This is a genomic window from Lonsdalea britannica (assembly GCF_002111595.1).
Taxonomy (GTDB): domain Bacteria; phylum Pseudomonadota; class Gammaproteobacteria; order Enterobacterales; family Enterobacteriaceae; genus Lonsdalea; species Lonsdalea britannica.
This window is the reverse complement of the sequence record NZ_LUTN01000032.1, coordinates 1-12801: the sequence shown is the minus strand read 5'-3', so window position 1 is coordinate 12801 and position 12801 is coordinate 1. Positions and strand designations below refer to the sequence as shown.

General features: G+C 51.7%; 10 protein-coding genes, 1 pseudogene and 1 other annotated feature. Of the genes and pseudogenes, 6 read left to right on the top strand and 5 right to left on the bottom strand.

Annotated elements, in window-relative coordinates; translation table 11 throughout:
- Nucleotides 1-383: 383 nt before the first annotated feature.
- Together AU509_RS18865 and AU509_RS17350 are read right to left on the bottom strand one after the other, a co-directional pair.
- Nucleotides 384-685 (bottom strand): annotated as a pseudogene (locus tag AU509_RS18865) (phage tail-collar fiber domain-containing protein); the annotation flags it as partial.
- 191 nt (nt 686-876) lie between these two features.
- Nucleotides 877-1296 carry a DUF3757 domain-containing protein gene (locus AU509_RS17350; RefSeq protein ID WP_094118895.1) on the bottom strand — a complete coding sequence of 140 codons (420 nt, stop codon included), beginning with the start codon at nt 1294-1296 and terminating at the stop codon, nt 877-879.
- Nucleotides 1297-1932: 636 nt separating this feature from the next.
- Between AU509_RS17350 and AU509_RS17345 the strand changes: the two genes are divergently transcribed.
- The 3 genes from AU509_RS17345 to tyrA all read left to right on the top strand — a co-directional run bounded on the left by AU509_RS17345 (nt 1933) and on the right by tyrA (nt 5280).
- Nucleotides 1933-2421, top strand: a complete 489-nt coding sequence (locus tag AU509_RS17345; protein ID WP_094118894.1) for a hypothetical protein — start codon at nt 1933-1935, stop codon at nt 2419-2421.
- A gap of 664 nt (nt 2422-3085) precedes the next feature.
- Nucleotides 3086-4150 (top strand): 3-deoxy-7-phosphoheptulonate synthase, encoded by a 1065-nt coding sequence (locus AU509_RS17340; protein ID WP_094118896.1) that lies wholly within the window; start codon nt 3086-3088, stop codon nt 4148-4150.
- Nucleotides 4151-4161: 11 nt separating this feature from the next.
- Complete coding sequence (gene tyrA / locus AU509_RS17335; RefSeq protein WP_085653078.1) at nt 4162-5280, top strand: bifunctional chorismate mutase/prephenate dehydrogenase; 1119 nt, start codon at nt 4162-4164, stop codon at nt 5278-5280.
- A 60-nt stretch (nt 5281-5340) separates the two neighbouring features.
- Here the strand turns inward: tyrA and pheA are convergent, their stop codons facing one another.
- The 3 genes from pheA to bamD form a co-directional block, all read right to left on the bottom strand.
- Nucleotides 5341-6501, bottom strand: coding sequence for a bifunctional chorismate mutase/prephenate dehydratase (gene pheA / locus AU509_RS17330; RefSeq protein WP_094118893.1), 1161 nt, complete (start codon nt 6499-6501; stop codon nt 5341-5343).
- 26 nt (nt 6502-6527) lie between these two features.
- Nucleotides 6528-6653, bottom strand: a sequence feature (Phe leader region).
- A gap of 111 nt (nt 6654-6764) precedes the next feature.
- A complete protein-coding gene (raiA, locus tag AU509_RS17325; protein WP_085653076.1) occupies nt 6765-7103 on the bottom strand; it encodes a ribosome-associated translation inhibitor RaiA in 339 nt (112 codons plus the stop codon).
- A 276-nt stretch (nt 7104-7379) separates the two neighbouring features.
- Entirely contained in the window at nt 7380-8111 is a 732-nt protein-coding gene (gene bamD, locus AU509_RS17320; protein WP_085653075.1) for an outer membrane protein assembly factor BamD, read from the bottom strand.
- A 132-nt stretch (nt 8112-8243) separates the two neighbouring features.
- On the opposite strand from bamD, the gene rluD reads away from it, so the two are divergent.
- The 3 genes from rluD to clpB all read left to right on the top strand — a co-directional run bounded on the left by rluD (nt 8244) and on the right by clpB (nt 12656).
- Complete coding sequence (gene rluD, locus AU509_RS17310; protein ID WP_085653074.1) at nt 8244-9221, top strand: 23S rRNA pseudouridine(1911/1915/1917) synthase RluD; 978 nt, start codon at nt 8244-8246, stop codon at nt 9219-9221.
- A gap of 4 nt (nt 9222-9225) precedes the next feature.
- Nucleotides 9226-9948, top strand: coding sequence for a purine nucleoside phosphorylase YfiH (yfiH, locus tag AU509_RS17305; RefSeq protein ID WP_085653073.1), 723 nt, complete (start codon nt 9226-9228; stop codon nt 9946-9948).
- Between the two features lie 134 nt (nt 9949-10082).
- Nucleotides 10083-12656, top strand: a complete 2574-nt coding sequence (gene clpB, locus AU509_RS17300) for an ATP-dependent chaperone ClpB (protein ID WP_085653072.1) — start codon at nt 10083-10085, stop codon at nt 12654-12656.
- Nucleotides 12657-12801: the final 145 nt, after the last annotated feature.

Here is a 12801-nt window from a genome sequence, read left to right as displayed (position 1 = left end):
GGTTTTGGCATCCAGCGCGCTGCCTTTTTCAGGCGATAAGATACGCGTAAATTCATCTGGGGTAAGTTCATCCAGACGCTTGGTGATTAGCATTTTTCATTCCCTGTAAACAGATCTATCCCTGTGAAGCGCGGATAGTCTATGCGCAACTTATAGTTATGTAAATGAACGATATGCCACGAAAAAACCGCCAAATCGGCGGTTTAATTTTCCCAGGTGTCGGCATGTATTTTTAGTATGCAGACGCATAATGACATCAGAGCTGTTTGTTTTATAAACGTTTATACAGATCAATTTTTCCATTTCGATCGGTATCAGCGATCAATCGTTAAAGACGCCGTTTTTCACTGGCTTCGGTATCAGGCAGGCACGTCCGTCCATCAGGTTGCCTGCGGCCACGGTTGCGGAACGCTGACAGGAAGGTAGCGATCGATATCGACGGTTTCAAGGTGGGGTAGCTTGGCAGCTAAAAGTGCGGTCAGCAGGCTATCCGCATAGGCCTTCATCTCAATCGGCATTCGGCGATATACTGACGAATGGTCAACACCACTGACGGGTCGATTTTCAGCGTCGCGTTGTCGGCGCTGTTGACGACAATGCTCATGCGCACGGTCTGGGTGCGGCCGCTGCCCTCCTGCAACTGCGGCTTGTAGGTCTTCGCGCAGTTGGCGACGGCTAGCGTCACCACGCTGGCGTACTTGAGGATGTGGAGAAGGCGAGCAGGGTCTTTATGAGGAATGAGGGGATGCCGTTGCAGAGACGGTTTGAGGCGTTGAATGAATAGTTGGGAGACGAAACTATCAGGTTTGGGTTGTACAACTTTCTTTGACCATAATAGCGAGTTACGGATCTCAGCAACTCGCTATTAATGAAATTTTATTGGCTAAAAATGCAATCTTCTGGATATGAAGAAGTGCAGTGAACAAACACACTGCCATCAGATTGCTTCTCATCTTGCCAATATTTACCCAATGGTTTTACGGGCAGTTTTAATGTGAGGGACATTCTCATACCGGAAACATTGTCATGGCCCACATAATCACAAGCAATCAAGTTTTTAACGTTGAGAATATAAGCCTCTTTGAATGAAATCTTTTGCAGATCATTCTTTTCGGCATAAGGGTTTTCCCCTGTCCATTTCATGCTATCTCCGGCGTTAGCTTTATAGCTATAGCCTGAGTCAGCTTTATTTTGTTTTATCTTATTTATTGCAGGGCACGAAAATACGGTCGCTTGAACGTTACCTACCATGAAGAAAGAGAAAAAGGCGATAATTAACTTGCTATTAATTGGCATATTTTTAAATCCTTTTCAATACTGCTTGTCCTTTGAATGGCGCTAATAAGTTTATTACCCCCACAGCGCAGGTGATTTATGCCATATGATGAATGGTGAGTCTATAACATTCACATCTCTTAACAGTAAAAAGTAATATAGACAGCGAGTTTTATAACGAGAGATATTTTCAGCGTGAGATGAAAAACAACGAATACCTCGTATAAACGTTCCGTTTAACTGCACCTACCTCAGAGCTTAAATAAAAACTACGATGCTCTGGCGTGCCAGAAAGCCCATGTCTGTGAAGGTTGTGAGGTCATCGTCGCCGGGTGTCCGGCGTACAGTTAATGACAGAACGCTAAGCGCAGGTGGAAAAAGTGATGAGATGTGACAAAACGCGCATGCCTCCTGCTTAGATGCACGGAATGGGCTACGTGGCAGATGAACGTGGCCATCCGTATGGAAGAGCTATATCGCCTGCTGTTAGTGGACTTCAATCTGCCTGAATAGCGATGTCCCAAAAGTAACTAGGGCCTACCCTATCTATGCATCAATACCTTCTGTCTACCGCATAAATTAGCGTCGTGCCAATTTATGGAGTAGTTTCAGCACGTTGATGCACATTATTCATAGAATCAGACTAAGAGAGTTAAAATGAAAGTCATCAAAACGGCAACCGCAGGTCTGCTGATGCTTATGAGCAGTGCTCATGCCGACGGGCTGACAACCGCAGCGGAGGGTAAAGAATTAACCGTCAGCTTCGGTCAGCCCACCATCAAGCAGGTGCTGCATTATCGTAAAATGTACGACAAAAAACCGTTCCCCGATGCCGAGATTTACTATTACGACAACAGTGTCTATAAAATAATCTCCCAGGGTGAAAACCACTATGGTGTTTACTCCATGCAGGGCAAGTTCGATGATGAAACCTTCACTGTGCGTTTCATTTCGCTACCTTCCAGCGACTGGGGCAATAAAACGGCCTTTCATCAGTTAACGTTCGTTCGTGGAGAAAAACAAAACGTGTTTATTCAGAACGCGATTGTAGATACTGGCGAAGCCATTGCCCAACAGAACGGCACTTATACCCAGGGGAGAAACCCCGTAATCAACCCGGTGTCCACCCACTGGAAAAAAAATTAATTCTCATGTGACTGTTTATCTGGCAAAGAACCTTTGCGGCAACGTTGGCATGAAACAGTCACAGCAGGATCTGACGTGACAGAATCCGTGTAGCGTGAAGACAGTGGTCTCCTTGCAATCGCTTAAATCAAATCGATCCGTTATGACATCGGTTTTTCGCTAAATTTACGCGGCCTTAGCTGACTGGATGCGTATTGATCGATGACAAACTCATAATTGGGTGTAATTTTAAGTTTACAGTTGGGAGGGGTTTAGATTGCCAGTTACCCTTTGAGATTGTCGCTTTGGCTTAGCTCATCTAACGAGAGAAATGTTAAGCGCAGTTTTGAACTTAAGGTGGTGAATGCAGCGCTTTATTCGTGGGTTTTCTTGTTTTTGTATGAATTCATTGTGCTTTTTGTCATTTCAGGGAATTGGAGAAAGCCAAAAACCTCAGTCTGTCGGTCTCTCACATTGAGCGTGACTTCGTGACGAGATGGTAATATGGGTCATACTTTCTGAAGCGAAAATACTCATTCCACCCCGTACTTCACGCGGCTTATAAGGGTAATTATAACTTTACATGTCGTGGTTTTAAACATTTACACCTTGTGATACTGTGACCCGAATTAAGTATTCAGCATCATCACCGCACAGGTACAGCATAAGGGACAGGACCATGAACTTGCAGAAAGACGCGCTTAATAACGTCAATATCCTTGAAGAGCAGATATTGATTACTCCGGATGAATTGAAAGCGAAGTTTCCTCTGAGTGACGAGGCTCAGCAGGCGATCTCTCGCTCTCGCCAGGCCGTGGCGGATATTATTCACGGTCGTGACGACCGGTTGCTGATTGTGTGCGGTCCTTGTTCCATTCACGACACCGATGCTGCGTTGGAGTATGCCCGCCGGTTGCAGGTTTTGGCGGCAGAGCTGAGCGACAAGCTGTATATCGTCATGCGCGTTTACTTCGAAAAACCCCGCACCACGGTGGGGTGGAAAGGATTGATCAACGATCCGCATATGGATGGTTCATGCGATATGGAAGCCGGTTTACACATTGCGCGTGATTTGCTGCTGAAGCTGGTGAACATTGGCCTGCCGCTGGCGACGGAAGCGCTGGACCCCAATAGTCCGCAGTACCTGGGCGACCTTTTCAGCTGGTCGGCGATTGGCGCGAGAACCACTGAGTCCCAGACACACCGTGAGATGGCGTCCGGGCTTTCCATGCCGGTCGGATTTAAAAACGGCACGGACGGCAGCCTTGGCACAGCCATTAACGCCATGAAAGCCGCCTCGATGGCGCATCGTTTTATGGGAATCAACCAAAGTGGTCAGGTCTGCCTGCTGCATACGCAGGGAAATACCGACGGTCATGTGATTTTACGCGGCGGTAAAAAGCCAAACTACAGTGCGGAAGACGTGGCGGAATGTGAAAAACAGATGCGTGATGCGGGACTGAAACCAGCGCTGATGATAGATTGTAGCCACGGAAATTCGAATAAAGATTATCGTCGCCAGCCGTTGGTAGTGGAGTCTGCCGTGGAGCAGCTCAAAGCCGGCAATCGCTCTATTATCGGTCTGATGTTGGAAAGCCATCTGAATGAAGGCAGTCAGTCTTCCGAACAGCCGCGTTCCCAGATGGATTACGGTGTATCTGTCACGGACGCCTGTATTAGTTGGGAAAACACAGAATCATTATTGCGGTCGGTGCACCAGGAGCTTGGCGCGATGAGCACCAATCAGTAAGGAGAAGAATAATGACCGCTGAACTGACCGCGTTACGTGATCAGATTGACGAGGTAGATAAGGCACTGTTGGCATTGTTGTCTCGGCGGTTAAAACTCGTCGCAGAAGTGGGCGAAGTCAAAAGTCACTATGGATTACCGATTTACGCGCCGGACCGGGAAGCGGAAATGCTGGCTTCTCGTCGAAAGGATGCTGAAGCCTTAGGCGTTCCTCCCTCGTTGATTGAGGATGTGCTGCGCCGCGTCATGCGTGAATCCTATTCCAGCGAAAATGACAAAGGGTTCAAAACGTTGAATCCTTCCCTGCGATCGGTCGTCATCATTGGTGGTCGCGGTCAAATGGGCCGTATGTTCGATAAAATGCTGACCCTATCCGGTTATCAGGTCAAAGTTCTCGAGCAGGAAGACTGGCCTCGGGCGGGCGAACTGTTGGCCGATGCGGGAATGGTGATTGTCAGCGTTCCCATTCATCTTACCGAACAGGTTATCGCCCAACTGCCGCCGCTGCCGGAGGACTGCCTGCTGGTGGATTTGGCCTCGGTCAAAAATGGTCCGCTACAAGCGATGCTGGCGGTGCACCAGGGCCCGGTCTTGGGGCTTCACCCGATGTTCGGGCCGGACACCGGCAGTCTCGCCAAGCAGGTTGTGGTGTACTGTGATGGGCGTCAACCCGAATCCTATCAGTGGCTGCTGGAACAGATTCGAGTCTGGGGAGCGCGTCTGCATCGCATCAGCGCGGTAGAACACGATCAGAACATGACCTTCATTCAGGCGTTGCGCCATTTCACGACGTTCGTTTACGGATTACATCTGACGGAAGAAAATGTGCAGATCGAACAATTGCTGGCGCTGTCATCGCCTATTTACCGGCTGGAGCTGGCGATGGTGGGGCGGTTGTTTGCTCAGGATCCGCAGCTTTATGCAGACATCATCATGTCATCTGGCAATAACCTGGCTTTAATCAAGCGCTATTACCAGCGTTTCGGAGAAGCGATTGCACTACTGGATAATGGCGATAAAACGGCGTTTATCGACAGTTTCAAAAAAGTAGAACAGTGGTTTGGCGACTATTCCCACCGCTTTATGAGCGAAAGCCGGACTCTGCTACAACAGGCCAACGACATCCGCTGACCTTTTTCCCTAAGCGAATCACTGCGCCGCCATCTCCTCAGGAAATGGCGGCGTTTGCATTTAACCGCCCAAATCGACAGGGACAACGTTCTCGCTAGGGTAACAGCCGAGCACTTTTAACGAACGAGTGATCGCCGTCAGTTCATTGATGGCTTTCTGCATTGGCTTGCTGCGCAGATTGGCCTGTACATCAATATAGAACATCTCTTCCCACGGATTGCCGTGGATAGGTCGGGACTCCAGCTTGGTCATGATAATGCCCTGATCCCGTAGGACTTGCAGCGCTTCGACCAGTGCGCCGGACTGCTGGCCGGTCGCCATAATTAACGTGGTTTTAGCCGGAACCTGTTCTGCGACGTCGATTTGCTTGCGGGCCAGTACGATGAAGCGGGTGTAGTTTTGCGTCTGGTTCGCCAGGTTGTGTTCCAACACCTGCAGATTGTAGAGCGTCCCCCCGGCTTCACTTCCCAGCGCGGCGGCGTGAGGTGAATTCAGTTCAGCCACTTTCGCCATCGCGGCGGCGCTGCTTTCGCAGTACTCGATTTTCCAGTGTGGGAAACGGTTAATAAAATGGCTGCACTGTTGGAAAGGCTGAGGATGGCTATAAACGGTCTGGATCTGGTCAAGCTGGGTGTCTGTAGAAACCAACACGCAGTGGTCGATAGGGTTAGATAGTTCGCCCACAATCGACAATCCCGTATGTTGCAGCAGGTCATAGACGTCGTTGATCGATCCTGAGCTGGTATTTTCAATCGGCAGAACGCCGTAATCGGCATGACCGTTCTCAACCGTGGTAAAAATATCCTGGAACTTCTGACAGCCGCATTCGATGATCTGATCGAAATGACGAGCCGTATATTGGCGTGCGGCCAGATGGGAATAGGAGCCTTTGGGACCGAGGAACGCGACCCGAGCTGAATGCGCGCCGGTTTGGTTCAGGTGTTGCTGGAGCAGAGCCTGCTGGGTGAGCACGGAGTCTTCGATAATCAGCTGGAACAGTCGGGTGATGTAGTGACCATCGAGCTGGTGTTGCCTGCCCGCTTCCACCAAGTGGGTGAGCAGATCGCGTTCACGCTCTTTATCTCTGATAGGTCGGTGCGTGGTTTGCTTCGCTCGGGCAACGTCCAAAGCCAGCTCACGCCGTTGAGCCAGAAGCTCCAGCAGCTGTAAATCCAGTGTGCTGATGCGTTCGCGCAGTGCCAATAACGGATTGTCGGTCATTTTGCTTTACCCTGTTTGAAGGCCAGAACAAAAAAGCCCCCTGATTTCAGGAGGCTTTTTGTTCGTCTTCGTATTCTTACTCACACGACCAATCGCCCCCCCGGTGGGGGAAGAAAAAGAAGAATACGAAGAACAATGAATGGCGTGTCATTAATTAAATCCTGACGGTTGATGGCGCTAGGTTAACGACTGCCTTTTCATCCTGTCAATAAAAAACGCGCCTTTCGGCGCGTTAACAACATCACGATAGGAAAGGAGGGTGATTACTCTTCCGGGGCTGGCTGCGGCGTGATGTCTTTGAGGCAGGTGTCGGCGCGGCGCGCTTCACCTTTATGCTGAACCTTGTTCAACTGTCGTTCGAGCTTGGCAATAAGATCGTTAACCGCAGCATACATATCTTCGTGTTTTGCGCTTGCGACCAGCGGTCCGTTCGGTGTGCCAATGGTGGCGTCGGCCACAAAGCCCTTAGGTTCTTTCGACAGGATGATGTGTGGATTAATCAGGCTAGTTTGCCACTTATCCAGCTTGGTGAGACGGTCTTCGACATGTTTGCGTATTGCCGGGGTGATATCCATTTGCTTACTGGTAATGTTGATAGTCATAAACGTTTACCTCTCTGCCTTGTCCGTCTTGGATAGTTTCAGCATACCCCGAGATGGTTAAAATGGCAGGGTTTTAAGTCTTTTTTTTGTCATATATCAGACTGGTCGTATGATTTGTGAGCGAGTTTTGGGATTACGGCGACAAGCTTGTCAGTGATAGGGAGCTATGCCAAAATTTTCAGGATTTGCTGCGTGGAACCGCGTTGAGTCATCGACGCCGGGCATAAAAAAAGGCAGCCTAAGCTGCCGTTGTAAAATCCTTTCTAATGCGTTCGATCAGGCTTGATTGGCCGTGATCAGCTTCGCCACTTTGTCGGCCTCTCCGGTCAGCTGCATCTGGCGATAAGCATTTTCCATCAGCGGCAGAGCCGTACGTGTGGCCTGCGTATCCGGGTAGTCTTTCAGCATCTGCTCAACACGATTAACCACCGCGACATACGCGCCGCGTTTCGTGTAGTATTGCGCGACCGAAAGTTCATACTTCGCCAAACGCTCTTTCAGAAACGCCAGACGTTTGCCGGCATCGGTCACATACAGGCTACGAGGATAGCCCTCCGCCAACTGGCTGAATGCCTTGAAGGCGGCGCGGGCGTACTGCGGATCGCGGTCTGAACGATCCACACCGAAGAACCCCTGCAACGCACTGTCATCTAACGCCATATTGGTTAATCCGCGCATGTACAACACGTAATCCACATTGGGACTCGTGGGGTTCAGACGCAGGAAACGGTCGATGGATGCCTGAGCTAACGGTAACTCGGCGGATTTGTAGTAGGCGTAGATCAGGTCAAGCTGAACCTGCTGGGAATAAGGGCCGAATGGATAACGGTTATCCAACGCTTCCAACTGCGTAATGGCTGCCTTAAAGTTGCCCTCCTGCAATTTCTCCTGCGCGGTGGCGTAAAGCTCGGCAGGTGGACGGTCTGGAACCGCATCCTTGGTGCTGGAACAACCCGCCAGTACCAGGCTCAACGTGGCAGCAGCCACCAGATATTTCATACGCGTCATGACGTTTTGATTATCCTCAGAGTGTTTTTTACGGGAAACTGTCCGTTAAGCTCCCGATGAAGACCAGCTACAATGGTACATGATTTTATACGGCATCGCCGTTAAAACCCAACGTAAAAGAAGCGGCATACTATGGCACAACAAGTACAACTCACCGCAACGGTGGCCGAATCGCAACTCGGACAACGTTTAGATCAGGCTTTGGCCGAATTGTTCCCTGATTATTCACGTTCTCGCTTAAAAGAGTGGATTTTGGACCAGCGCGTGCAGGTGAACGGCACCGTGATTGATAAACCCAAAGAGAAGGTGCTGGGGGGGGAAACGATAGCCGTCGACGCGCTGATCGAAGAGGAAGCCCGTTGGGAACCTCAGGCGATCCCGCTGGATATCGTCTATGAGGATCAGGATATTCTGGTCATCAACAAGCCGAGAGGCCTGGTGGTTCATCCCGGCGCGGGCAACCCTGACGGCACCGTGCTGAATGCGCTGCTGCATTATTATCCCGAGATTGTCGATGTGCCGCGTGCTGGCATCGTGCACCGACTGGATAAAGACACGACCGGGCTGATGGTCGTCGCCAAAACCGTACCGGCGCAGACCCGGCTGGTGGAATCGCTGCAAGCCCGTGAAATCACGCGTGAATATGAAGCCGTGGCTATCGGTAACATGACGGCGGGCGGTATGGTGGAAGAGCCGATTGCGCGCCATCCCACAAAACGCACGCACATGGCGGTGCACCCGATGGGCAAACCGGCGGTCACCCATTACCGGATTATGGAGCATTTTCGTGCCCACACCCGGTTGAGACTGCGTCTGGAAACGGGAAGAACCCACCAGATTCGCGTTCATATGTCGCACATCGCGCATCCATTGGTCGGCGATCCGCTGTATGGCGGCCGTCCCCGTCCGCCGAAAGGCGCTTCGGACGAATTCATCAGCGTGCTGCGTGGCTTCGACCGTCAGGCGCTCCACGCCACCATGTTGAGACTCTACCATCCCGTCACGGGCATTCAGATGGAATGGCATGCGGCGTTGCCTCAGGACATGGTGGATTTAATCGCTGCTCTTAAAGCAGATACCGAAGAGTTCAAGGATCAATTGGACTGGTGACAACATGCTGATTCAGCCCGACTGGCCCGCGCCAGCGACCATCCGCGCCTGCTCCACCACCCGTCACGGTGGATGTAGCCGCGAGCCTTATGCGTCTCTCAATCTCGGCAACCACGTAGGCGATGACATCGCGTGCGTGGCGGAAAATCGACGTCGGTTGGTGGCAGGCGGCGCATTGCCTGCGCAGCCGCATTGGTTACAGCAGGTACACGGCACTCAGGTCGTCAATCTCGACGAGGCGACGCCCGCGACGACGGGGGATGCTGTCTATACCTCCCGTCCAGGCAAGGTGTGTGCGGTGATGACGGCCGATTGCCTGCCGGTGCTGTTCTGCTCGGTGAAGGGCGATGAAGCGGCGGCGGCGCACGCGGGCTGGCGCGGCTTGCAGGCCGGCGTGCTGGAACAGACGTTGAAGGCTTTCCGGGCGGCGCCGTCGGAAATGATGGCGTGGCTCGGTCCGGCTATCGGGCCGCAGCAGTTTGAAGTCGGTGCTGAAGTGCGGGAGGCGTTCATGGCGTCCGATCCCGCCGCGGCGCAGGCGTTTGTCGCTCATGACGATAAGTACATGGCTGATATCTTTCAGCTAGCCCGACTGCGACTTCGCGCCGCGGGCGTTAGCCGGATTTACGGCGGCGAATATTGTACGGTAAGCCATCCACAGCAATTCTTTTCCTACCGCCGCGACGGCGTGACCGGTCGTATGGCGAGTTTAATCTGGCTGATATAACCTTTTGAATTAGGACGGTCCAGCGCGTAGAACGTGATTCCTACTATTATTACTGACAAATCATCTTGAAAATTTGGGGCTAGACCTCATCTAATCTCCAGTAGCACATTTGATCAGTATGAATCGGAGGAGTTATGCGTCTGGATCGTCTTACTAATAAGTTCCAGCTTGCCCTCGCTGATGCCCAATCTCTCGCTCTCGGTCGAGACAATCAATTTATCGAACCACTGCATTTAATGAGTGCCCTTTTAAATCAGGAAGGAAGCACGGTCAGCCCGCTGTTAACCGCAGCTGGCGTTAATGTCGCTCATCTGAAGCCAGAGATTGAGCAGGCGTTAAGCCGTCTCCCGCAGGTTGAAGGGACCGGAGGCGATGTACAGCCATCCAATGAATTGGTACGGACATTAAATCTTTGCGACAAGCTGGCTCAGAAAAGGGGTGACACCTTTATATCGTCGGAACTGTTTGTTCTGGCGGCGCTGGAAGCGCGGAGCACGTTGACGGATCTGTTAAAGAATGCCGGCGCCAACATGGATAGCGTGACGAAAGCGATTGACCAAATCCGTGGAGGAGAAAACGTGAACGAACAAGGGGCTGAAGATCAGCGCCAGGCTTTGAAAAAATTCACGATCGATTTAACCGAACGTGCCGAACAGGGCAAGTTGGATCCCGTTATCGGTCGTGATGAAGAAATTCGCCGCACCATTCAGGTGCTGCAACGCAGAACCAAAAATAACCCGGTACTCATTGGTGAGCCTGGGGTCGGTAAAACGGCCATTGTCGAAGGGTTGGCGCAGCGCATCGTCAATGGGGAAGTGCCGGAAGGCTTGAAGAACAAACGCGTACTGGCTCTGGATATGGGATCGCTGGTGGCTGGCGCCAAATTCCGCGGCGAGTTCGAAGAACGCTTAAAAGGCGTATTGAATGATCTTTCGAAACAGGAAGGCAGCGTCATCCTGTTTATTGATGAACTGCATACGATGGTCGGCGCGGGTAAAGCCGATGGCGCTATGGATGCGGGCAATATGCTGAAGCCTGCCTTGGCGCGTGGTGAGCTGCACTGCGTTGGGGCGACCACGCTGGACGAATATCGTCAGTATATTGAGAAGGATGCCGCGCTGGAGCGTCGTTTCCAGAAAGTGTTTGTGGCTGAACCGACGGTGGAAGACACCATCGCGATCTTGCGCGGGCTGAAAGAGCGTTATGAACTGCATCATCACGTTCAAATCACAGACCCGGCCATTGTGGCGGCGGCGACGTTGTCCCATCGCTACATCGCAGACCGTAAACTCCCGGATAAGGCGATTGACCTGATCGATGAGGCCGCATCCAGCATTCGTATGCAAATCGACTCCAAGCCCGAGGCGCTAGACCGGTTGGACCGTCGAATCATCCAATTGAAGCTCGAACAGCAGGCATTGAAGAAAGAGTCGGATGACGCCAGTCTGAAACGGCTCGAAATTTTGAATACCGAGCTGGAAGAGAAAGAGCGGGATTACTCGAAGCTGGAAGAAGAGTGGAAAGCGGAAAAGGCGTCATTAACCGGCACTCAGAATATCAAGGCCGCGCTGGAACAGGCCAAAATCGAATTGGAACAGGCGCGTCGTCAGGGCGATTTGGGGCAAATGTCCGAGTTGCAGTACGGCAAGATTCCTGAGCTGGAAAAACAGTTGGCAACGGCTACGCAGTCCGAAGGTAAAACGATGCGTCTGTTGCGTAATAAGGTAACGGACACTGAAATCGCCGAAGTATTGGCGCGCGCTACGGGCATTCCGGTATCGAGAATGCTGGAAGGCGAACGCGAAAAACTGCTGCGAATGGAAGATGAGCTGCACCAGCGCGTGATTGGACAGAACGAAGCGGTCGAAGCGGTGGCTAACTCTATCCGACGCAGCCGCGCGGGTCTGGCCGATCCCAATCGTCCTATCGGTTCATTCCTTTTCTTGGGGCCGACAGGAGTCGGTAAAACCGAGCTGTGTAAAACGCTGGCGAAATTCCTCTTCGATAGCGACGACGCGATGGTGCGTATCGATATGTCCGAATTCATGGAAAAACATTCGGTATCCCGTTTGGTGGGCGCGCCCCCAGGGTATGTCGGTTATGAAGAAGGGGGTTACCTTACGGAAGCGGTGCGACGTCGTCCTTATTCCGTGATTCTGCTGGATGAAGTGGAGAAGGCGCATCCTGATGTCTTCAACATCCTGTTGCAGGTGCTGGATGATGGTCGCCTGACCGACGGACAGGGGCGTACGGTGGACTTCCGCAACACAGTGGTCATCATGACATCCAACTTGGGATCGGACCTGATTCAGGAACGGTTTGGCGAGATGAGCTATGGCCAGATGCGCGATATGGTTATGAACGTCGTTAACCATCACTTCCGCCCTGAGTTCATCAACCGTATTGATGAAGTCGTGGTTTTCCATCCGTTAGGCCGGGAGCACATTACGTCAATTGCCCAGATTCAGCTGCAGCGTTTGTATCAGCGACTGGAAGAACGGGGCTATAGCGTGACGATCTCTGAGCCGGCATTGGAGATGCTGGGTAAAATCGGGTTTGACCCGGTGTACGGAGCCCGCCCGTTGAAGCGTGCTATACAGCAACTGATCGAAAACCCGCTGGCGCAGCAAATATTGTCTGGCAAGCTGCTTCCGGGTAAGCCGATTACGTTGGATCTTGATGGTGAGTCTATCGTCGCGCATCAGTAGCGTCAGGCTGATTCCCTCAGCGAAAAGCCCGGATTTTTTGAATTCGGGCTTTTTTGTCGATTAAATGCGCGTTTTGGGGCTTTAAACCGGCTTAAATTGACGTTTTGGTTTAAATGTGAGCGGTCGGCCGGTTTTTTGTATTTAG

Bases quoted from the DNA above. Each gene is read 5' to 3' on its own strand.
- tyrA (WP_085653078.1), top strand. From the start codon at position 4,162: ATGACCGCTGAACTGACCGCGTTACGTGATCAGATTGACGAGGTAGAT.
- clpB (WP_085653072.1), top strand. From the start codon at position 10,083: ATGCGTCTGGATCGTCTTACTAATAAGTTCCAGCTTGCCCTCGCTGAT.
- raiA (WP_085653076.1), bottom strand. From the start codon at position 7,103: ATGACTATCAACATTACCAGTAAGCAAATGGATATCACCCCGGCAATA.
- rluD (WP_085653074.1), top strand. From the start codon at position 8,244: ATGGCACAACAAGTACAACTCACCGCAACGGTGGCCGAATCGCAACTC.
- AU509_RS17345 (WP_094118894.1), top strand. From the start codon at position 1,933: ATGAAAGTCATCAAAACGGCAACCGCAGGTCTGCTGATGCTTATGAGC.
- yfiH (WP_085653073.1), top strand. From the start codon at position 9,226: ATGCTGATTCAGCCCGACTGGCCCGCGCCAGCGACCATCCGCGCCTGC.
- AU509_RS17350 (WP_094118895.1), bottom strand. From the start codon at position 1,296: ATGCCAATTAATAGCAAGTTAATTATCGCCTTTTTCTCTTTCTTCATG.
- bamD (WP_085653075.1), bottom strand. From the start codon at position 8,111: ATGACGCGTATGAAATATCTGGTGGCTGCTGCCACGTTGAGCCTGGTA.
- pheA (WP_094118893.1), bottom strand. From the start codon at position 6,501: ATGACCGACAATCCGTTATTGGCACTGCGCGAACGCATCAGCACACTG.